Below are 23149 nucleotides of genomic sequence, written 5' to 3' on the forward strand. Positions count from 1 at the left end.
TATGAGTAAGTTAGTTGATACCCTTATCAACGCCAATTTGGTGCCACTGAAGCCTTATGAGTCTGCGCGCCGGTTATTTTCCGGTGGCCAGGACTGGCTCAATGCCAACGAATCGCCGTTTGCTAACCCCTATAGCATTGACGACAGTAACTTTAATCGTTACCCGTCTTGCCAACCGTCGGGCGTGATTAAAGGTTACGCCCGTTATACAGGATTAGAGGCATCCCAACTGATGGTCACCCGGGGTGCCGATGAAGGCATAGAATTACTGATTCGTACCTTTTGTACACCGGGTAAAGATCGCATTCTGATTTGTCCGCCTACCTACGGAATGTATGCAATTAGCGCAGAAACCTGTGATGTGGGCATAGAGCGCGTACCACTTAAACCAGATTTCAATCTCGATGTGGATGGCATTTGTGCAGTAGACAACGTCAACCTGGTTTTCATTTGTGCGCCCAACAACCCTACCGGCACACAAGTTAAAGCAGCCGATGTGGAACGCATTCTGGCCCACTTTAAAGATCGTGCACTGGTGGTAATGGACGAAGCCTACATTGAATTTGATATGGCCAATACCTGGGCCACTAAATTCAGTCAGTACGCCAATCTGGTGGTATTGCGTACGCTGTCTAAAGCCTTTGCGCTGGCTGGCTTACGATGTGGCTTTACGCTGGCAAACGAAGAGATTATTCAGGCGCTGATGAAAGTGATTGCGCCTTACCCTATTCCGGAGCCGGTGGCACAGATCGTGACCCAGGCACTCAGTGAAGAAAACGTTGCCCGCATGCGCGAACAGGTGAGCTACCTGAACACCGAACGCGATGCCCTTCGCAGCGCCCTCGCCGTGTTGCCGGGCGTGACTATGATGGGCGATGTAAAAGCCAACTATATATTGTTCCGTCACCCGCAAAGCAGTGACATCATGCAATTTTTAGTAAGCGAAGGCATGCTTATTCGCGATCAGTCCAAGCAACTGAATTTACAACACTGTTTGCGCGTTACTGTTGGCAACGCGGAACAAAACCAGCGACTGCTGTCGCTGCTGAATACATTTTTTAATCAGACAGGAGCCAAGTCATGAGTCAGCAAGCCATTTTATTTATCGACCGTGACGGCACACTGGTAGAAGAGCCACCTATCGATAAGCAGTTGGATTCGCTTGAGAAACTGGCCTTTGAGCCGCAAGTGATCCCGGTGTTACTCAAGCTGAAAGCGGCTGGCTATAAGCTGGTTATGGTAACCAACCAGGATGGCCTGGGCACCAATAGCTTCCCGATGGCCAATTTTGAAAAACCACACAATGCCATGATGGCGGTTTTCGAAAGCCAGGGCGTAACCTTTGACGACGTGCTGATTTGCCCGCATTTCGATGCCGACAACTGTACCTGTCGGAAACCCAAACTGGGACTGGTAAAAGACTACCTGCAACAAGGCAAAGTCGACTTTACCCGCTCTGCTGTCATTGGCGATCGCATGACTGACATTCAATTGGCCGAGAACATGGGCATAGTGGGCATTCGCTACGATCGCGACACCCTGAATTGGCCAATGATTGAAAAGCAACTGCTAGCCTCAGCCCGCATTGCCGAAGTGACCCGCACCACATCTGAAACCGACATTCATGTGCGCGTGGATTTAGATTCTGCGGCCAAGTCCAGTATTCATACTGGTATTGGCTTTTTCGACCATATGCTCGACCAAATTGCCACCCATGGCGGCTTCGAGTTACAGGTAAAAGTTGACGGCGATTTGCACATCGACGATCACCACAGTGTTGAAGACACCGCGCTGGCATTAGGCGAAGCACTGAAAAAAGCCCTTGGCAATAAACGCGGCATTGGACGCTTTGGATTCGCGCTGCCCATGGACGAGTGCCGGGCGGAATGCATCATGGATATATCTAACCGCCCTTACCTCAAATTCGAGGCAGATTTCAGTCGCGATCAGGTAGGCGAAATGGCCACTGAAATGGTAGAGCACTTCTTCTATTCGCTGTCGCAAAGCATGGGACTTTCCCTGCATTTATCTACCACTGAGGGCAATGCGCATCATCAGGTTGAAAGCTTATTCAAAGTCTTCGGCCGTGCATTGCGCCAGGCGATTACGCGTCAGGGTGATGCCCTGCCAAGCAGTAAAGGAGCCTTGTAATGTCACAACAAACCATTGTGATTGTTAATACCGGCTGTGCGAACATTTCATCGGTAAAATTTGCGCTGGAACGTTTAGGCGTTGCCGTTACCGTGTCAGACGATCCATCCGTCATCAAAGCGGCCGACAAAGTGTTTCTGCCCGGCGTGGGCAGCGCGGGCGCTGCGATGAAGAGCATTACCGGTAAAGGCCTGATCCCTACGCTTCAACAGCTCACGCAGCCTGTACTAGGCGTGTGTCTTGGTATGCAGTTGATGGTGCAGCAGTCTGATGAAGCCACCAGCGGCACGATTGATTGCCTTAAACTGATGCCCGGTGAAGTTACCCGATTGAAAGCGGGCGAATTGCGATTACCGCACATGGGCTGGAACACCATTTCGCCAAAAATAGATTCAGCCTTATTTGCAGGTATCGATGCAGGTACGTATTTCTACTTTGTGCACAGTTTTGCGGTGCCTGTGTATGAACATACGCTGGCATCGTGTGAATATGGCCAGTCCTTTTCGGCAGCCATTCAGCACAATAATTTCTACGGTGTGCAATTCCACCCTGAGCGCTCTGGTGAAGCCGGTGCACAACTGTTAACTAACTTTGTGAACATGTAATGATTATTCCAGCAATTGATTTAATAGACGGCGCGGTCGTTCGCCTTTATCAAGGCGACTACAACCAGAAAACTCAGTACACCTTAGCACCGGTTGATGTGGTGCATAGCTATGCCGACCAGGGTGCAGAATGGCTTCATATTGTGGATCTGACCGGTGCCAAAGACACCAGTAAGCGTCAGCTTACCCTGATTAAACACATGGTCGACACCAAACGCATGAAGTTTCAGGCTGGCGGCGGTATTCGCAGTGAGCAGGAAGTGGCTCAGTTGCTAGAGTCCGGCGTAAGCCGTGTTGTCGTTGGTTCTCTGGCGGTAAAAGAAACGGCACTGGTGAAGAGTTGGGTTGAGAAATACGGCCCTGAACACATTGTGCTGGCCCTGGATATCAACATTGACGAACAAGGTAACAAGTTTATTGCCACCCACGGCTGGCAGGAAAACTCGGGTGTGTCACTGGAACACATCCTGAGCGAGTTTGCTGAAGTCGGTGCTAAACATGTTCTGTGCACCGATATAAGCCGTGACGGTACTTTACAGGGCTCTAACGTGGCGCTGTACACCGAAGTGTGCAAACAGTTTCCGGCAGTAAGCTGGCAGGCCTCCGGCGGCATTGGTTCGCTGGACGACATTCGTGCCTTACGCCCTACCGGCGTCGGCGGCGTGATTTTAGGCCGGGCGTTACTGGAAGGTAAATTCAACGTTGAGGAGGCTATTGCATGCTGGCAAAACGGATAATTCCTTGTTTGGATGTACGCGATGGCAAAGTGGTTAAAGGCGTACAATTTCGCAACCACGAAATCATTGGTGACATCGTACCGCTGGCGGAACAATACGCGAAAGCCGGCGCAGACGAACTGGTGTTTTACGATATTACCGCCAGCTCAGACCAACGCGTGGTAGACAAAAGCTGGGTGAGCCGCATCGCGCAGGTTATTGATATCCCGTTCTGCGTGGCCGGTGGTATCAAATCAGTTGAAGATGCAGGCCGCATCCTTGAAATGGGTGCAGATAAAATATCAATCAACTCACCAGCGCTGACCAATCCGGACCTGATCAACGAGCTTCACGATGTGTACGGACAGCAGTGCGTGGTGATTGGTATCGACAGCTTTTACAACAAAGACAACAACCAGTACGAAGTATACAAGTTTACCGGTGACGAAAGCCGCACTCAACAAACTGCCTGGCAAACACTGGACTGGATCAAAGAAGTACAGCAACGCGGTGCCGGCGAAATCGTACTGAATTGTATGAACCAGGACGGCGTGCGTCAGGGTTACGACCTTGCTCAGCTAAAAGCCGTTCGTGATATTTGTAATATTCCGCTGATTGCTTCTGGCGGTGCGGGTGCCATTGCTCACTTCACCGATGTATTTAAGCAAGCCGATGTGGATGGCGCGCTTGCAGCGTCTGTTTTCCACAAAGGCATTATTGACATTGACGAACTCAAAGCCACGCTGGTTAGCGAAGGCATAGCCATGCGCGAACGCTTTCGCCAGGGTTAACCAACAAGGGTGTAAATATGAAAGTGACACAACAAACACTTGCGCAGTTGGCGTGGGATAAAATGGACAACCTGCTACCGGCTATTGTGCAGGATGCCGTTACCGGCAAAGTACTGATGCAAGGTTATATGAATCAGGACGCCCTGACGACAACACTGGAAAGTGGCAAAGTCACGTTTTTTAGCCGTTCCAAGCAGCGCTTATGGCAAAAAGGCGAAACATCGGGTAATACGCTTGATCTAGTCAGCATCAGTGCCGACTGTGATGCCGACTCCTTGTTGGTACTGGCTAAGCCAAATGGCCCAACCTGTCACACCGGCGAAGAAAGCTGCTGGTTCCATGGTGAAGTTGCTGATTACACCTTTATTGGCGATCTTGAGCGCATTCTGGCTGAGCGTAAAAACGCCGATCCAGACTCCAGTTACACCGCCAGACTTTACAGTAAAGGCGTAAAACGCATCGCCCAGAAAGTAGGTGAAGAAGGGGTAGAAACCGCATTGGCAGCTACTGTTATGGACACCGAAGAGCTGAAAAACGAAGCGGCCGATTTGCTGTATCACTTAACGGTGCTGCTGCATGCCTGCGATATGTCGATGTCTGATGCTATTGGGATCCTTCGCGAGCGCCACAAGGCGTAATTCGCTAATCGTTACGGGAGCGGTTAATTAAATAACTTGCTCCCGTTAGTCGTCTTCCCTATTCACCATCACTGACTTGCATAGCGATATCGGGAAAAACGGTTGAGTTTGTAGTCTTTCTTACCAAGGAGACTTGCAACATTATCACCGCGCTCAATTCTGTAGCAGCTCAATACCCATCCAAATTGAGTAGTACATCTGCTTTCTACTCGCCGCCACCCGCTGATGTGCTTGCTGTAGCAGCAATAATACCAGCGGTAGCCGCTGAAGACTGCTGAGCCTGAATCTGACTGGTGATCAAACTGGCATTTTGGTTTTCACTGGCAATTATACAGGCACCATAGCCAAAGCCATCCAGTTTGTTTTCCCAGAGAATTCTACCGTTTTCTGCATTAACGCAAAACAAATGCCCACCGGAATACGCAAACACTCTGTTGTCTTCAAATAGCAGATTGGTAACGCCAGAGGTCGATTTTAGTTTGGTATCCCAAAGCGTCTTTCCCGTCGCTTTCTCCAGGCACACAACGTGGCCTTTAATGCCTAAAAACAGTTTTTCCATTTCTGTCACTCCATGGTGAGATTCAACGGCTGATTACCTGCCTAGGGCCGGTAACCAATTTCGTTGGCGGCGCGGCGTAATCGGGCAACAATTGCCGGCGGCATTGTTGAGCTGGCAGCCAAATGAGCAGTAACCGATAACTCAGGGATAAGTTGGTGCATGGTGACGTCGGTAACCTTCAGGCCCACTAATTCAGCTGTATCGGCAACTAACCGGGGATCTTCGATAATAAAATCCACTGTGCCCCGTTTGAGCTCTTCCCATGAACAAACAATATCAGCACAGGCGATCAGATTTTGACCTTCCTTAAAGCCGAGCTCCTTGAGCCATTTTTCGGCTATATCACCCCGTTGCGTGGCAACGGAATACGCCGTTAAATCACGCCAGTTTGAAATTGAAATGTCGTTGCGGGCAGAGAGTGCGAGAATACCCAACTCAAACTGAGTTACCGGCGCAATCCACTGATACTGATTTTCCCGCTCTGGTGTACGGGCAATTGAAAATATAAGCGCCCGATTGTGACGCTGCGTGTTCAATACCGCCCGCGCCCAAGGAAATACTTTGAATTCAGCCGTATACCCTGCCCGCGCTATAATGTTGCGCACTTTGTCTGTTACTTCGCCAATTACTTTGCCATTTTCTACATAATGATATGGCGGGGAGCTTTCTGTGAAGACCATCAATGATGAATCAGCAAAAACACCATTGCTTAGCATGACCGTCACACTCAAACACACACTTCTGAATAACCTTTTCATGCTGTTTAAAACGTCTGGACACATCCTGCTACCATAGTACCGCGATTCGCCTGTCATGCAACCTTGGGAAATCGCGACAACATTGAGTTATGGCAAGCATGGGCGCAGCAAAAACAAAAAAGCCAGTCAATCCGTGACCGGCTCTCTGTGCTATTTCATTTGCGTTGATGGCGCTTAAGAACCATCGAATTCACGCTCACAAATAATTTCGGTAATGCTGCTGCCGGTTGGACGATAACGCTTACAGTTATGCTCTGTAGCCTGGGCACCATAGGTTTCAATATGATGGGCCACATCAGCTTGCCAGGCAGTTTGAATTTCTTCAGGAATAGCGTCGGCTATTTTCTTAAACGAATGGTTCCACTGTGAATTGCGCGCTTCCATTGCCACGTTTAACCACAACCAGCCCTGCTTATTATCAATTTCTGTTCCCCAGCCATTGAAATAACTCATCGCCAGATAAAACTGCGATTGCTTGTTGCCAAAACGGGCACCTTTCGTCAACAGACGGTAAGAACTTTCGTAGTTCTTTGCGTGCAGTGCCAGCATCGCTTGTTCAACGGCCAGGCTGTATTCCTGTTGATTACGACTCAGGATTGGACCCTCTCCGCCTTCAACGGTGATCACTTCAACATCCTGTGCAAAGGATAGCGCAGGTAATGCGCTTACCGCTGCTACCAACAACATTTTCTTTAATTTGCTAAAATCCATTTTGTGGCTCCTCTTAACGAATATTATCAGTTAGCAACCATGACTCAGTTAACTACGCTAAACAACTGTACTAAGTATCTGTTGCGTAATTGTGATCATAGAGGATCCTTTGCTGTACACAACCAAACAGGTGTAACAATGCTCGCTAAGCAGTAACCAAATGTGTCGATATGTATCATTTGTAACGTTTGATACCAATTCGCATAGAAGTTTACCAGCCTGAAATGCGTGACCAGACGTCCTTTACATTGCCTTCGGTATCGACCACCTGATAAGCCTCAAATTGTGCGGCGGTTGCACAGGCATGTATAGGCAGAATACGCAGCATCGTGCCATAGCCAAACAATGCGTCATCAGGTTGCTTGCCATCGATATGTGAAATAATGCCGTGCTCCTGATTGGTGCTGCTGACATACCAACCATCCAGAATTTCCCCGTCACTGTTACAGACCAACCCGTATCCGCAGTTTTTAGCATGTGAGGCTGTGCCTTGGTCGCGGGACAGCGCCATCCAACCCGCATCAACAATCACCCAGTTTTTGTCTTTCTGATGACCAATTACACTGGTTAGCACCGAGAGCGCAATGTCGTTAACAGTACACACACCCAACCCTGCCATTACGCAATCAAATGTAGCGTAAACGCCAGCGCGAAGCTCATTAATCCCTTTATGACGAGTATTTGCCAATGCGGTAGGTGTTGATCCGGCAGACACCAATTCGCATTCAATCTGGTGTTCGGCTAATCGCGCTGCCGCTTTCGCAATTAACTGGCATTCCTGTTCAGCAATCGCATCCCGCGCTTGCTGGGTAAAACAATCATAACTGCCACCCGCGTGTGTCATTACCCCTCTGAAATGGAGTTGTGGCGTACTTACGATGGCTTTTGCACATGCAACCAGCTCATCAGACACAGGTAACAGTCCGGCGCGGTGGTCATCCACATCCACCTCCAGCATCACCTGTAACGGATGTTCCAGCTGAGTGGCGTAGGCTATCAGTGCATTCACGGCTGCCATGCTGTCCAGTACCACCGTAAATCTATTGGCTCGTGCTGAAAGCGCTGCGACACGACCAAATTTATTAGGCACTAATCCCACTGCATAAAGAATGTCTGTGTAACCCGCGCTGGCAAAACTCTCGGCCTCGGCCAGCGTCGATACCGTTATCGGGCCGCTGGCAGGTGCATAAAACTCTGCCGCAGCCAAAGACTTTAAGGTTTTTACATGTGGACGCAGCACCAGATTATCGCGGGCGGCAACAGCCTGCATACGGCGGATATTGTGCTGAAACTTAGCTGCATCAATTACGCAGGCGGGGGTCATTAAAGACGTAAGCTTACTCACAGAAATGGCATCCAATAAATCAGCGTTAAATTAATACAGGCAATAATAAACAACGTGAGCAACGTAAGTACCATACCCACCAATCGCTGCCAGGTTGCGCCAGCGGAATGGCGTAATCCGTACGCATGTAAAACCCGCCCCATCACCAGAGCGCCGCCAAGCAAGTGAATCAACAAGGTGGATTGACTGTTAATTTCTAGCACCGCAAGCAGGATCAAGGTTAACGGTACGTATTCCGCGAAGTTACCGTGTACGCGAATAAGTCGCTGTAACACGTCACTGCCGCCATCGCCCACACCAATGCGATTTTGGCGTCGAAAGCGAATAACCAGCGCTGTAAGATAGAGATAAACCAGGGCAAGAATACTGGCGTAAAAAGCGGTAACTGGGAGTAACAACATGGCACTGTTCCTTCAATTAATTCGGTGCCATTGTGACAGTTTGCCCGCGAGCAGGTAAAGGATTTGTTAGCGATTTTATACCAATTCGCATAGAAGTTTGCTCACTCAGAGTGAGTAAAAACGACTTAGATCACGACGCGCACTCTGAGGCATAGCCATTCTATGTCCAGAGGGCGCAACACAGATATAAGTCGTTTTGGCCACTCCCTTTGGGCAACACTGGCAGGCTTTTTAGCGTTGTTACGCCTGCTTGATTTGGAACCACCAAACCTGTGCAACCAAGCCTAGCTAAAAAGCCTGCCAGTGTTGCTGAGTGGGTAAACTTCTATGCGGATTGGTATTATTCAGCGAGCGCACAAACAAAAAAGCTGCCAACCGGCAGCTTTTCTTAGATGGTCTGATTAACCAAGTAGTGCAGCCAGTTGCTGACTAACCTGATCAACCGGCTGAGTACCGTCTAATTTGTGATAAGCACAATTTCCGGCAGCAGCCTCGGCAGTGTAGTAATCTACCAATGGCCGGGTTTGTTCGTGATAAATGCTTAAACGATTACGTACCGTTTCTTCTTTATCGTCATCACGAATAATCAAATCATCACCCGTTTGATCATCTTTGCCTTCCACTTTAGGCGGATTGTAGACAACATGATAAACGCGGCCCGACGCAGGGTGAACGCGGCGGCCACCCATACGGTCGACAATAACGTCGTCCGGCACATCAAACTCGATGCAATGATCAACGGTAACGCCCGCTTCTTTCATGGCATCTGCCTGAGGAATTGTGCGCGGGAATCCATCCAGTAAAAAGCCGGCTTTACAGTCGTCCTGCGCAATGCGCTCTTTTACCAGACCAATGATGATATCGTCGGATACCAACTTCCCTTCGTCCATTACTTTCTTAGCAGCAAGCCCCATTTCTGTACCTGCCTTGATTGCGCTACGCAGCATGTCACCCGTAGAAATTTGCGGGATACCATATTTGCCCATCAGAAACTGCGCTTGTGTTCCCTTACCGGCACCTGGTGCACCGAGAAGTATTATTCGCATATTTGCGCTCTCCGCTTGTATTAACTTATAACTGTGGGGCACTTTACACACTCCAAACCCGCGTGACAAGTACTGTGCAGGCCAAGCAGGTGCGCTTAAGACTAATAGCGTATGTAAATTGAACGAAAGACCAGTACGACCGCCGTTTAACGCCCCCTCGATAAGCCTGTTTTATGCTAACTATAGTCGTACAGAATTCTGTACTGTGCCGGCCTGCTATAACCACAGACCAGCAACAGGACGATGTGAGAGTACATAACTATGTACTCACTACTATGTACTCACTTCTCTCCAATGTGCTTATTCAGAAACGTTAGCATGGCTTCGTAAAGCGCCTGCCTGTTTTCCTCTTTGTAGAAACCATGTCCTTCTTCCGCCCGTGTCATCCACTCGTAGGATTTTCCGGCTTCATCGAGTTTTGATTTCAATAACAGAGCGTGATCGTAGTGTGCTCGCTCGTCTTGTTCACCATGCACAATAAACAGTTCGGCCTTTATTTTGTCGACATGTCTGGCTGGCGAGAACGCATCCAGTTTGGCTTCGTCCTTACTGAGCACTTGCTTTAAGAAATTCTGACCAAAGCGACTGTCTGGAATATCGCCCTTCTCAAACATCATTGCCATGTCGTAAATGCCAACATACCCTACCGCACATTGGTACAGATCCGGCTCTTTTACCACCGACATTAACGACGCATACCCACCATACGAAGCGCCATAAATACAGATGCGATCCGGATCAGCCAGGCCGTCTTTAATCGCCCATTTAACCGCATCGGTCATGTCGTCAATCATCAATCCGCCCCACTCACCGTAGCCTGCGGATTCATGCGCATTACCATAACCACCGCTGCCGCGGAAATTCACCTTGATAGTTGCAAATCCATTGTCGTTAAGGAACGCGACATCATCGTCGTATGCCCAATAATCGCGAGGACCATGCGGCCCGCCATGAGGAATAATTACCAGCGGCAGGTTTTTCTCTTTACCTACTGGTGTAGAAACATAGGCATAGTTGGTGTAACCATCCCGCGCTTGTATCGCCACCGGGAAACCGCTGCCTATTTGTTTAGGATCAATCCAGGGTTTTACTTTAGCTAACTGTTCCACCCCGCCTTTGGTGGTATCAAACAGATAAAACGAACCAGGATCCCGATCACTGCTTACGAATACCGTTAACTTGGTGAAATCTGCGGTTGCAGAGGTGATCTGCACGCGGGCACCGTTGAACGCTTTAATCAGCGGCGGGTACCATTTTCCGATTGGGTGCGCAGGCTCAACCACTTCAGTGTATGAGTAATCTGGCTCTACCTGCACCGCATACAACACGTTATTGCGGTCTATGTCAAAGTCAGAAATGTCTACACGATCATGCTGATAAACCATGGTCATTTCTTCGCTGTTCAAATCGTAGCGATAAATACCATCGCGACCATTCTGATGATCAGACCGTATGTAAATGCCTTTGTTATCAGCAGTAAATCCCAAAGGCTGAAACGACGAGTCATCATCGTTATCAAATTCCTTTTGCAATGACCAGTCAGCGTCATTGTCTTCGCGATAATAAATTTGCAGTACGTTTTTGCCCTCTTTGGCCGTAGCACCCACTGCATAACGCACTTGCTGGTTGTTATCTGACAACATTTGAGCTTGTTTCAAAGGGGAGCGGGTAATCTGGCGCTTTCTGCCATTGTAAATATTCAACCGGTACACGTTGGTTAAATTTGACGAATCATTATTAACTGGAATCCCCTGAATCAGGATGTGTTTATCGTCGTCCCACATCATGTCCAAAACCGATGGAGATTCAAAAACCGGGTTAAACGCGACCCCCTCTTCGCTGCGGTAACCAAAAATATTTCGGCCTTTTGAGCCATCGTAATTAACTGCGTAATATTCGCCGGTACCCATAGGCCTGGCGAAATAGCCCAATGTGATCTGCAAACCTACAACCAGTCTTTCATCGTTTGCCCAAAAGTACGAACCGGCCTGTTCGTTGCCTCTGAAGCGAATCACGTTCAGTAGCTTGGCCGGTGAACGTTGTACCACAGCAATCACCCGTTTGCCTTCTTCCAACGCGGCAAACGCAAGGTATTCTCCGGTTGGTGATATCTTAACTGACTGATACTGAGCGTGCTTTGCGAATGATTCTAATGGGATGGAATCGGCATTGACTGAACCTATGTATGCACATAGCAGCAGTAGTGCTGTTATTATTTTTTTCATGTTAGATCCTTTCTACGCACCATTGCCCTGCCTCTGACAAAGAGACTGCAAGAGTACATAACTTCCTGAGTGTTAGATAAATGAAACGCAACCCATATGACTGTTTATCAAAACAATTAGGGTACGTTTACTTGTTATTTTTAACATATTTTAAGCGCAGGAGTCATCCAACTATAGTGTAAATCGCTAATCTTCCCGTGACATTTACTCTCTGTTAAAACGAAAAAAAGCGCGCAGAGAACACTCTGCGCGCCTTTACCCACACGAGGTTACACACTCATTACATTTTGGCTTTAACACCAAGGTAGAACACACGACCAATCACGTTACCGCCATCAAAGCCGTTTGCGTCATCAAAGTAAGGCGCTTCGGCATCAAACAGGTTGTCGATATTCATGGTGATGTCCACGTTTTCGAAGCTGCCCATATCACCCAGCGAGTAGCTGGTAAATACATTCACTGTAGTTAATGAATCCAGAGAGGCATAAGCGTTCTCCCAGCCATCGCTATGCAGCACGCGGATCAGACTGTTTGTTTTTTCAGTCGACAGACCCACCGATGCCACTACGTTGTATTTACCAAATGTACCGGTTTCTAATTCATCAACATACGCATCACCCGCTACCGCCTGAGCTTCACGTTTCAGCGTGTAAGTACCAGACACACCCGCACTGATCTTACCCAAATCCACCAGCCAGCTTTTCTGAATATCGAAATCCAGACCAGACAAGCGCGTGGCCGTCATGTTGTAACGACGGGCATCCGCTATCATGTACGCAGAATTTCCATCTGCATACAGCGACTCTACCGGCGCACCGTCTATGCGGAAGCCTTCAGTGGCAGCCAGCGCCTCTTCAAGGGTAGGGTTAATGGTATAGTAAGCTGCGTACCCAGGCGTATTAAAGTAAACGCTCGGTGTATAAAACGGTGCAAGGTTGATTGCACTGGAGTAATCCACGTTGTAGTAAGTAACGCTTACGCTCAGGTCGTCGGCAAAATCCGGCGTCCAGTCAAAACCAACGCTGTAAGACTCAGATTCTTCCGGCTTCAAACCATCGCTTCCACCCGCCAGTAGAATAGTGCCGCGGAAGAAGTCCGTACCCGCGGCATCACTGGCCAGCCAAGGGCTAACCGGTAATACAATTGCCCGAGTGTCTACCGCTGCGCCAGTATCCGCTAAACTTGGCGCCTGGAACGAGGTGCCCCACTGCGCACGCAGGCGGGTGTTTTCAGTTGGTTTGTAATCAAGACCAATTTTGGGATTAGTAGTGCTGCCTACATCGTTGTAATTGTCGTAACGCAATGACGCGGTAAAGTTAATTTCGCCAGCCGATGAGTCCATCAGAGGCATCATCACTTCACCAAATACCGATTTAACATTACGCGACGCTTCTGCTTCAACCAGATCCAGCGCACCTGCAGCACCGCCACCATACGCAACTTCATAGTCTTGTTTAAAGTATTCAGCGCCTACGGCCAGCATGACTTCACCGGCCGGTAATTCAGCAATCGCGCCGTCCAAAGTAGCCCGGATTTGGTGGTGACTTTGTGTTGCATCACCGTAGCTGCCGTAATACCCCAGAATACTATCGAGCACACTCTGATCAGTTGACGCAACGTCATAAGGATTCAGCGCTGAACTGGTATCAGTGCCCGCCAGTGCTGCAGCCAGCGCAGTGGAGTTAATTCCGCGTTCAACACCCTTGGTGTGTGCCAGACCATAACTGTAAGCCGCTTTTAAACGCCAGTAGTTGGGCAATTCGTAAGTAATTTCAGGAATAAAGGCAAACGCATCAAAATCACTGCCGTTTTTCGCACCCAGTCCAACCACGTCGCTGAAGTCGAATGCCACTGAATGGCTGGTTTCAGACCCAATGGGTGAAAAATAAGGGTTGTCAGAGGTAATCGTGCCTGTCGCGCCAATATCAGACAGCGAATTAGTGGCGTCACCGGTAATATCTGCGCTCCACTCACTGTAATAAGTCACCACATCTACATACGCACTGTCGTTAAGATCCTGCTGCAGTGACGCATAGATTGTGGTTTTCTTCTCTTTGGGTACGTATGTAATACCATCTGTTGGATCACAGATATTTGAGCCGGCTTCACGGGTGTCCATTTTATAGTTCACTCCGTCAACCGTAATGGTCCCCGGATTACACAGATTGGAACGATAATCGCCACCGCCGTTGGCTGTGCTATTGCCGGTAATAAAATCGCGATCTTTACCAAACACTTCATCGTTTTGTGCATGGTAAATCGAGATCATGCCTGAACCTGTCGTCCAGTCTTTCCCAGCCGTAATATTGAAAGTGCTGGCAGAATAGCTGTCGCCCACACCACCTTCAGCACTGAACTCCACGCCATCAAATCGGTCGCGGGTAATAAAGTTAACCACCCCGGCGATAGCATCGGAACCGTAAATAGATGATCCACCGTCCATCACAATTTCAAGGTTGCTGATTACACCAGGCGGAATAGCAGACACGTTCGGAATAGTCTGAATAATACCAGACCCCGGCATACGCATGCCGTTCAACAACAGCAGTGTAGTGCTACCGCCACCTACACCGATATCACGCAACTTCGGCATTGGCATACCCTGACCAATATCGGTTCCCATCGTTGGGCGGCTGTTAAAGGTGCTGCTCATTTGCGGGATTTGTGCCAGTAGCTCATTGCTGTCTGCCACACTGATCGCTTCAACCTCGGCGGTGTCAAATCCAACCACATTAGTACCAACAGGCGTTGCTCCACGAATAAGTGTTCCAGTTGCCTGTGCTCTTACTTCAATCTTTTCGACATCGTTGTCATTTTCTTGTTGCTTTTCTTGTGAAAATACGTGGCCAGAAAACGCTGTGCTAACAAGCAAAGCTAATAAAGTTGGCTTGAATACGCCGAAGTGTTGTCCTGATTGTGCGTTCATTTCAGTCTCCGAAATGGGGTAAGTCCCCTAAATTTTTTGTGCCCGACGCTAAACAATTCGTTAACATCTGCGTAATAAATTAACTCAACAATCATGTTCGGTCAACAGTAATCAAACGCAAACATTTGAAAGCACACAAACCAAACACACTAAAAAAAACCATAAACACCATTCAATTTCAATAACTTAAATATAAAAACATAGCTTTTAGAAAAATCATAAATACTTGCTATCGATAAGATCAATGTAAGCAGCCCGTGTAAATAAATGTACAAATAGCGTAAACACCTCGGTCAACTCCAAATTAGAAACAATCATTTCATTGCAAAATCATTCACTGCAATTATAATCGTTTGCAACGAGTTATTTACAATTACCATTAACTGTTATGCTGGTAACGCCCTCTCGTGACATCGATAGCAATGGCAAGCTATTGCCTGATACACGTCTGGCATCCGCTAACACAAACGTCGGAGCATATTGCTTGTGAAAAACGTGTTCTTATACCTAGGAGTGCTGTGCTTCATAACGCACATTACCGCCTGCGCCCCTGCATCGTCACCCAATAGCGAAGATGTGGCTGCACTTTCGCTCTACAAATTAAACACCGACTACACTGACGCACCGTTGGGAATAGATGTTCAACGGCCTCGATTCAGCTGGGCTATGGCTACAACTGAAGAGCAGCGCAATATAAAGCAAATAGCCTATCAGGTAGTTGTTACGGATGAATGGGGAGAGACTGTCTGGGATAGCACCAAAGTAAACAGCGATGTATCGGTACACGTTCAATATGCAGGTAGTCCGCTTAAACCACGCACTCGTTATGACTGGACCTTAACCGTATGGGATAACCAACAGCGCCAAGTATCCAAAAGCGCCTGGTTTGAAACAGGCCTGCTCAATCCTGACATTAGCGCGTGGAATGGTGCACAGTGGATTGGTGCTGATGACAAAGCAATTACCTTTCACCCCGATTACCTGCCACTGTATGATCTGTCTGTCGGGATAACGATCCCGGTGAACAGCCATGAAGCTGGTTTGGTATTTGCTGCAAACGATCCCCGATTATTGTCCCCGCATCTCAACGTGTATCAGTTGGCCAATAAACACAACGAAAGTTACTTTAAGGTTGTGCTGGACGTGGGTGGACTGTCGAAAAAACCTGCAACGCCAGCAACACTGAATGTTTATCGCGCAGGGTATACGCCAAACGACAATCCTGCCGTGCCGGTTAGCACCTTTACCATTAAGCAGGATGTGATAAACGCTGGCAATGCCCATGCGCGTCACGCCCTGCTCATCCACAATGAATACGGTACCCTTACCTTACAGGTAAACAACCGCAGTGATTTCTTTGTCGGTGCTGAGAATGTCCCCTTTTCGCCGTTTGATATGTTGTTCCCGCCTTTGGTTAAGGGCGCCAAAGTAACGCTAAACCCATTGGGACATAACCACGACAACCTGACCTACGGTATGTTAAATGGAATCGGTTTTTACGTGCCAAAAGGCCAGACTGCTGTATTTGATGCACTGGAAGTGCGCAATATTCACGCACCCAATAACGTTGTTTTCGCTGATGACGTATCAGGCGAGCAGAACAGTATCTTCGCAAACACTCCCGAAATTTCAATACAAGAGGCGCGTTATGTAGTAACTGCACAGGAACAGGATACGCTGATTACCGCTCACCCACCGGCTAACGGTGCACCTGTGCTCAGAACTGCTTTCGATGTATCGCAAAAGGCCATAAAAAAAGCCAGATTGTATGTTACCGCCCGGGGCATTTACGATTTCTATATTAACGGCAAACGGGTAAGCGACGACTACTACAACCCGGGTCTTACGCAATACAACAAAACTCACCTGTATCAAACCTATGACGTAACAGACGCACTGGTATCGGGTAGCAATGCAATGGGTGCAGTACTGGGCGAGGGATGGTGGAGTGGCCTGTTGAGCTTTGGTAACACCTGGAACGCATTTGGCGACAGACAATCACTACTGGCGCAACTGGTGGTTACCTACACAGACGGCTCTGAGCAAGTACTAACAACCAATGAGAACGACTGGCAGTACACACAGCAAGGGCCAGTGCGTTACGGCAGCCTGCAGATGGGCGAAGTATACGACGCCCGTTTGGAGAGCGCATTTGAAACCTGGCACACAACCGTATTTGACGCATCAGCATGGCAAAACGCTATCGCAGTGCCATTGGATGGATCTGCCTCTAAAAACGTTCGCCCGAACATGGCAAGAGATAGCCAAAGTCTGGACTATTCACAAATGCAGTTGGTGGGGCAGATTGGTGAAACAGCCAATGTCTTCACCACGTTGACCGCACAATCGGTGAAGGAAGTGAAGCCTGGCGTGTTCATTTACGACATGGGCCAAAACATGGTAGGCGTGCCATCGTTGCAATTTGCTGATGGCAAAGCCGGTCAAACCGTTACATTGCGAGTGGGCGAAATGCTCTACCCTGACCTGCCGGAATCCGGTCCGAACGTAGGCATGCTGATGACAGAAAACTATCGGGCAGCACTAAGTCAGGATATTTACGTAATGAAAGATGGTGAGCAAACTTACTCTCCACGCTTTACTTCACATGGATACCAATACCTTGAAATCAGCGGCTTGGAAAACCCTTTACCACTGGATTCTGTAAAAGGGTTGGTCACCAGTTCGGTACAGGGCTTAACGGCGTCATATTCATGTTCAAACGATAATGTGAACAAGCTTTGGTCGAATCTGGTGTGGTCGAACGTAGATAACTTTTTGTGGGTACCTACCGATTGCCCTCAACGCAACGAGCGCATGGGTTGGTCTGGCGACATCAACGTTTTTGGCAGAACAGCCACCTTTGTAAGTAATGCATCGCCGTTCCTGCGCCGGCATTTACAAGCCATGCGTGATACCCAGTCACCGGAAGGCCGCTACGCTGATATCGCACCAGTTGGTGGTGGTTTTGGCGGTATTTTATGGGGCTCTGCGGGAATTACTCTCCCCTGGGAAAGCTACCTTCAATATGGCGATGTGGCTATGCTGGAAGAGCACTATGACTCTATGCAGCGCTACATGAGCTATTTGGAAGGCACAATTAATCCGGTTACCGGATTAATCATGGACGCGGGATTAGGCGATTGGCTTGGCCCGCAAAACAATCAGTTGGGTTCTGCCTATCTGGCCAGTGCCTATTACGTTTTTACCCTGGACATTATGGCTGATGTGGCAAACGTGTTGGGGCACAGTGACGATTCAGCGTTTTACGCACAAACTGCCAATCAACGACGCGCCCACTTTGCCAGTACATTCCTGAACGACGAGCAGAAAACCCTGGGTAAGATCAGTAATGCCTCTATGTTTGATGCCATGGCGGGTGATCTGAAAACCGTAGTAGCGGATACTCAAACTTCCTATGCGGTTGGCCTGGCAATGGGTGCATTCCAGGACGATGCGAAAGACGCCATGGCCGCGAATCTTGCGCGCACCGTGGCGCAAAGCAATGTGGATGATACTGGCACGGAACGCCCTCCATATTCACTGATGACCGGATTCATCGGCACCGCCTGGATCAGCCAGTCACTCAGCGAACACGGCTACACTGAAGAAGCGTACAAGTTATTGTTAAACGACCAGTACCCATCGTGGCTCTACCCGGTAAAACAAGGCGCAACAACCATTTGGGAGCGTTTGAATGGGTATACGGTTGAAAATGGATTTGGCGGTAACAACAACATGAATTCATTTAATCACTACTCATTTGGCGCAGTAGGCCAATGGTTGATGCAAAACAGTGGTGGCATACAGCGCGGTGAGCCTGGCTTTAAATCATTCACGCTGGCACCAGAGATTGATCCTACGGGCAGCATTACCTGGGTAGATGCCAGCTATGAATCGTTATACGGCACCATTGTGAGCCAATGGAAGCAAGAAGGCGGTACCCTGGTGTACAAAGCAACGGTACCTGCAAATACCGAAGCCACTCTGATTCTGCCTGCAACATCGGTCTCTAACATAACTGAAAATGGTGTAGCGCTTGAAAACGTGTCGGGACTTCGCATAGTTGAAGCAACCGGCCAACAAGTGATCATGACGTTAGGCTCAGGCCAATATAACTTTGCTATTAAACGATAGTTAGTAACGATGCGTTTAGCACGCAGGCTAAAAAAGCCGGGGGCATGAAAAAATGCCACCCGGCTTTTTTATATCATGTAATAAGCGTTACTAATTAAAATCGCCAATTACGCCTGTGTTTTATACCATTTAAAGTACGAAAATCCGTAAAAGGCAATATACACATAACACAGCAATGGCACGATGAATGCCAGTTGAATGCCTGCAACATCGGCGATGATGCCCTGTATCAGCGGCACAATGGCACCGCCCACAATGGCCAGGCACAACAAACCCGATCCACGACTGGCATCGTTGCCCATCCCCTGAATAGCCAGACTAAAAATGGTTGGAAACATAATTGAATTACAAAGCCCCACTGCCAGTATTGCCAACATAGCCAACTTGCCACTGGACACCATCGCCAACGCAACAAGTAATACCGAGCCAATGGCATGAATCCCAAGCACGCGAGAGGGCGAAAAGCGTGTCATGACTGCCGCGCCAATAAACCGGCCAACCATGGCTCCGCCCCAATAATAAGCTACATAGTTAGCCGCTTCATGTTCAGCCAGTCCCATTACCGTTGGTTCACCAATAAAATTAACCAAAAAGCTGCCAATCGCTACTTCACCGCCCACATACACAAAAATCCCTACTGCACCCAGAATTAAATGTGGGTAGGCTGATAGCGGTGTTTTACTGCTGACTTGCCCGGCGTTGTCTTCGTGAATAACCGGCAAATTCAACCACGCAAAAACCAATGCCAAACCAAACAGCGCAGCGGCCAACATTAGATAAGGAAATTGTACACTGGCGACCTTCTCGGCATCCGTAGTGGCACTTGTCACTGCTGCCAAAATAAGCGCGCCACCAATCAACGGAGCAATAGTAGTTCCCAGCGAATTGAACCCCTGGGTAAGCGTTAATCTGGAAGGTGCAGTTTTCGCTGGACCTAATGCTGCGACATAAGGATTAGCGGCAACCTGAAGTAATGTAATACCGCTGGCCAGCACAAATAACGCCAGCAAGAAGAACGGGTACCAATGCATTTGGGCTGCCGGGTAAAACAGCAAGCATCCAGTACCGGCAATAGTAAGGCCTGCCACCAGCCCTTTTTGGTGACCAATGCGATGCACCAATGCACCAGAAGGCACTGACATCACAAAATACGCAGCGAAAAAGCAAAACTGGATCAACATTGCCTCGGTATAGCTCAGGGCAAATTGCGCCTTTAAGTACGGGATTAAAATGTCGTTAAGGCAGGTAATAAATCCCCACATAAAGAACAAACTGGTAAGCGCACCCAGTGCAAAACGGTAGTTTCCCTGTTCAAAGTTAGACTGAGACGAGCCGGGTATTGAGACGGCCATGTAAAGATCTCCTGAATAGTTAATACAACAAAGCTTCCGGGCAGATCATGCCCGGAAGCTTTGAATATAATGAGCAGTTAAGTACATGCCCACTGGTTTACTGATAATGGTTATTGCCGGTTACTTGGGCGAGATTTCGGCAATTGGAACAGGTGGAACGAGCTCTGCCAACACCTTACTCACCACAATGGATTGGGGAATAGATACCGTAACCTGTTTAATGATGTCTTGTGACGAGTGGCCTACATGAAACGTGTAATCTCCGGCCTCTACCACCCAGGCCCGTTGCGTCTCACTGAAGGACGCCAGGCGTTTGGCATTTACATGTAATGTAAGATCCTCTGTTGAAGCTGGCGATATGTCGCCAGTTTTAGCAAAGGCTACCAGGATTTTGTTGGCTTTTGGGATATCCCCTGTTGGAGCAGAAGCGTAAACCTGAATTACGTCCTTGCCCGTAACATCGCCGGTATTACTTACCGACAAGGTAATGGTAAATTCAGCCGGTGATCCGGCAGATGAAACACTGACGCCATCGATATCAAAGCCGGTATACGACAACCCGTAACCAAAATCATAGGCTACAGGAACGTTAAATGTGTCGTAATAGCGGTAGCCTACATAAATACCGTCGACATAATCAAGCTGGGTACGCTTACCCACAAATAATCCAATATAGGGATCGGTAACGGTTTCATCTGAAGTGGGCTTGCCCGGAAACACGTCGGACGTAGGATTGTTAGCATAAGTCAGCGGGAATGTGGTTGCCAGACGACCCGATGGATTTACCTTACCGGTTAACACATCAACCAGGGCGTTGCCAGCTTCCTGCCCCCCCTGCCACGGTAATACAATAGCATCAACCTGGTCGCGCCAACTGGCCACTTCTATAACGCCGCCGGTATTGAGCACTGCAACCACTTTTTTACCGGCCTTGTGATAAGCATCGCTCACTTTAGCAATCATCGTTAACTCGGCAGCGGTTAAGTTGAAATCGTCATCCAGTTGACGGTCCTGAAACTCACCGGCATTCCTGCCAATGGTGATCAACCCCACGTCTGTATTGGCTACGGTTTCATTTAGCAGTGCATCTGGCAGACTAAATTCTGGTAGTGGCGCTTGTAACTCAAAGAAGTGTTTTTTCGGCGGACGCTTCGCAGCTTCCTCTGCCATGAAAGCCGTGTAAGCCAGTTGCAGTGGGGTAAATACAGGAATATTGGCGTTATTCAGGCCATCCACCAGCGACACGGTATAGGCTTCATTTACATCACCACTGCCGGTGCCACCCGCAATGAAGTCGTAACTGGTATTTCCAAAAGCAGCAATACGGGTATCTGCGTTTACTGGCAGTGCATTATTGTTCTTCAATAACACAACCCCTTCGGCAGCAGCCTGACGTGCCACGTTAGCATGGGCCTGCAGGTCAGGCTTATTGCTATAAGCATAGCCATTGTAAGATGGCGACTTTAATATCGTTTCAACGATACGCTGTAAATTGCGGTCTAACACTGATTCGTTCAACGAGCCACTTTTAACCGCATCAGTAATTGCCTGACGCTGGTCTGGCATACCTGGCATAATTAAATCGTTGCCTGCCTGCATTTGCGCCACTGCGCTGTCGCCAGCAAACCAGTCGGTCATTACCAGTCCTTCATAGCCAAACTCCTGGCGCAATACCGTTTCAAGTAGCACTTCATCCTGTGAGGTATACACGCCATTCACTTTGTTGTAAGAGGTCATAATGGCCCAGGGCTGAGAAGCTTCAATAGCAATCTCAAACCCGCGCAAGTAGATTTCGCGATAGGCCTGCTCATTAATGTGGGCATCCAGCCACATACGGCTGGTTTCTGCGTTATTCGCCACAAAGTGTTTAATAGTGGTACCCACCCCATGCGCTTCTACACCATTTACAATTGAGGCAGCAATAGAACCGCTGATCAGTGGATCTTCTGAATAGTATTCAAAGTTCCGCCCCGCCAATGGGTTAGCATGAATATTCATGCCTGGCGCAAGGAATAAATCCACGCCGTATTCTTTCACCTCTTCGCCCATAGCATCACCCACCTGGGTAACCAATTGCGTATTCCAGGTAGAGGCCAACGCCGTAGCAATGGGAAAGGCAGTAGCAAAATAGCTGGCTGGGTCATTCTCCCGGGTAGGGGAAATGCGCAATCCCGCAGGCCCATCAGCCAGCACCATCGCTGGGATACCTAATTCAGGAATAGCAAAGGTCGAGCCTGCCGCCCCGGGCACTTTCTCTGAGCCACCAACATTGTTTAATTGAAAGCCAGTGCCCGTGAGCAAATTTACTTTCTGCTCCAGCGACAATCTTGTAATCAGATCCGTGGCACGCAGGCTGACATCAAGCGCCGGATTTTCAAAATCATCCATTACGCCATTGTTGTTTCTGTCTGTATAGCTATCAGCGGCATTAGCGATCTCTGAGGTTGGCGCATTGCCGCCACAAGCGGTTAATCCTGCAAAGGCACAAGCCAAAATGGAATGTTTAAAACTGGGAATCATAGCATCACCGAAATGTAGACAACGTTATCAAATGCGTAAAATTGATAAATAAATGAAATTAACGGTGTCCAATGTTAAAAATATGTAGACATCCTGCATTTTTATGACATCGATGTCAATTATTGATTTAACCGTGAGAATGGTTCAAAACGTTCAACCCGCCCGCTACATCTTGCCGAATGACTAAAAGCGCAGATTAATGTTTTATTTGAACCGAATTGCGTTAAATACGTTTCGATATTCTCAAAAGTGTGTAAAGTCGATACTATAT

At 48.4% G+C, this 23149-nt stretch carries 17 protein-coding genes; 7 read left to right on the top strand and 10 right to left on the bottom strand.

Features of this window, described 5'->3' with window-relative positions; translation table 11 throughout:
• Position 1 precedes the first annotated feature (1 nt).
• The 6 genes from hisC to hisIE are packed head-to-tail and all read left to right on the top strand — an operon-like array spanning position 2 to position 4901.
• A complete protein-coding gene (hisC, locus tag FJ444_RS19680; protein ID WP_140961348.1) occupies positions 2-1084 on the top strand; it encodes a histidinol-phosphate transaminase in 1083 nt (360 codons plus the stop codon).
• On the top strand, positions 1081-2151 hold the full coding sequence (gene hisB, locus FJ444_RS19685; protein WP_140961350.1) for a bifunctional histidinol-phosphatase/imidazoleglycerol-phosphate dehydratase HisB: 1071 nt from the start codon (positions 1081-1083) through the stop codon (positions 2149-2151). Before hisC ends, hisB begins: the two co-directional genes overlap by 4 nt.
• On the top strand, positions 2151-2756 hold the full coding sequence (hisH, locus tag FJ444_RS19690; RefSeq protein ID WP_140961352.1) for an imidazole glycerol phosphate synthase subunit HisH: 606 nt from the start codon (positions 2151-2153) through the stop codon (positions 2754-2756). Before hisB ends, hisH begins: the two co-directional genes overlap by 1 nt.
• Positions 2756-3493 carry a 1-(5-phosphoribosyl)-5-[(5-phosphoribosylamino)methylideneamino]imidazole-4-carboxamide isomerase gene (hisA, locus tag FJ444_RS19695; RefSeq protein WP_140961354.1) on the top strand — a complete coding sequence of 246 codons (738 nt, stop codon included), beginning with the start codon at positions 2756-2758 and terminating at the stop codon, positions 3491-3493. Before hisH ends, hisA begins: the two co-directional genes overlap by 1 nt.
• Positions 3475-4263, top strand: coding sequence for an imidazole glycerol phosphate synthase subunit HisF (gene hisF, locus FJ444_RS19700; protein WP_140961356.1), 789 nt, complete (start codon positions 3475-3477; stop codon positions 4261-4263). Before hisA ends, hisF begins: the two co-directional genes overlap by 19 nt.
• Before the next feature lie 17 nt (positions 4264-4280).
• The gene (gene hisIE, locus FJ444_RS19705) at positions 4281-4901 is read left to right on the top strand and encodes a bifunctional phosphoribosyl-AMP cyclohydrolase/phosphoribosyl-ATP diphosphatase HisIE (protein WP_140961358.1); all 621 of its coding nucleotides are present in this window, start codon (positions 4281-4283) and stop codon (positions 4899-4901) included.
• A 205-nt stretch (positions 4902-5106) separates the two neighbouring features.
• Here the strand turns inward: hisIE and FJ444_RS19710 are convergent, their stop codons facing one another.
• The 8 genes from FJ444_RS19710 to FJ444_RS19745 form a co-directional block, all read right to left on the bottom strand.
• The gene (locus FJ444_RS19710; RefSeq protein WP_140961360.1) at positions 5107-5460 is read right to left on the bottom strand and encodes a PQQ-binding-like beta-propeller repeat protein; all 354 of its coding nucleotides are present in this window, start codon (positions 5458-5460) and stop codon (positions 5107-5109) included.
• A 41-nt stretch (positions 5461-5501) separates the two neighbouring features.
• Entirely contained in the window at positions 5502-6185 is a 684-nt protein-coding gene (locus tag FJ444_RS19715; protein WP_255439354.1) for an ABC transporter substrate-binding protein, read from the bottom strand.
• A 207-nt stretch (positions 6186-6392) separates the two neighbouring features.
• Positions 6393-6929 (bottom strand): sel1 repeat family protein, encoded by a 537-nt coding sequence (locus FJ444_RS19720; RefSeq protein WP_140961364.1) that lies wholly within the window; start codon positions 6927-6929, stop codon positions 6393-6395.
• Positions 6930-7140: 211 nt separating this feature from the next.
• Complete coding sequence (locus FJ444_RS19725; protein ID WP_219993928.1) at positions 7141-8274, bottom strand: alanine racemase; 1134 nt, start codon at positions 8272-8274, stop codon at positions 7141-7143.
• On the bottom strand, positions 8271-8675 hold the full coding sequence (locus FJ444_RS19730) for an MAPEG family protein (protein ID WP_370298076.1): 405 nt from the start codon (positions 8673-8675) through the stop codon (positions 8271-8273). The genes FJ444_RS19725 and FJ444_RS19730 overlap by 4 nt, the downstream gene beginning before the upstream one ends.
• 401 nt (positions 8676-9076) lie before the next feature.
• A complete protein-coding gene (adk, locus tag FJ444_RS19735) occupies positions 9077-9721 on the bottom strand; it encodes an adenylate kinase (RefSeq protein WP_140961366.1) in 645 nt (214 codons plus the stop codon).
• Between the two features lie 281 nt (positions 9722-10002).
• Complete coding sequence (locus FJ444_RS19740; protein WP_140961368.1) at positions 10003-11946, bottom strand: S9 family peptidase; 1944 nt, start codon at positions 11944-11946, stop codon at positions 10003-10005.
• 280 nt (positions 11947-12226) lie between these two features.
• Positions 12227-14872 (bottom strand): TonB-dependent receptor domain-containing protein, encoded by a 2646-nt coding sequence (locus FJ444_RS19745; protein ID WP_140961370.1) that lies wholly within the window; start codon positions 14870-14872, stop codon positions 12227-12229.
• Between the two features lie 486 nt (positions 14873-15358).
• On the opposite strand from FJ444_RS19745, the gene FJ444_RS19750 reads away from it, so the two are divergent.
• The gene (locus FJ444_RS19750) at positions 15359-19006 is read left to right on the top strand and encodes a family 78 glycoside hydrolase catalytic domain (protein ID WP_140961372.1); all 3648 of its coding nucleotides are present in this window, start codon (positions 15359-15361) and stop codon (positions 19004-19006) included.
• Between the two features lie 107 nt (positions 19007-19113).
• Here FJ444_RS19750 and FJ444_RS19755 read toward each other — a convergent pair whose 3' ends face one another.
• Both FJ444_RS19755 and FJ444_RS19760 read right to left on the bottom strand, forming a co-directional pair.
• Entirely contained in the window at positions 19114-20358 is a 1245-nt protein-coding gene (locus FJ444_RS19755; RefSeq protein WP_140961374.1) for a sugar MFS transporter, read from the bottom strand.
• 120 nt (positions 20359-20478) lie between these two features.
• Complete coding sequence (locus FJ444_RS19760) at positions 20479-22878, bottom strand: beta-glucosidase (RefSeq protein WP_140961376.1); 2400 nt, start codon at positions 22876-22878, stop codon at positions 20479-20481.
• Positions 22879-23149: the final 271 nt, after the last annotated feature.

Source organism: Aestuariibacter sp. GS-14 (assembly GCF_006494365.1).
Classification (GTDB): Bacteria; Pseudomonadota; Gammaproteobacteria; order Enterobacterales; family Alteromonadaceae; genus Alteromonas; species Alteromonas mangrovi.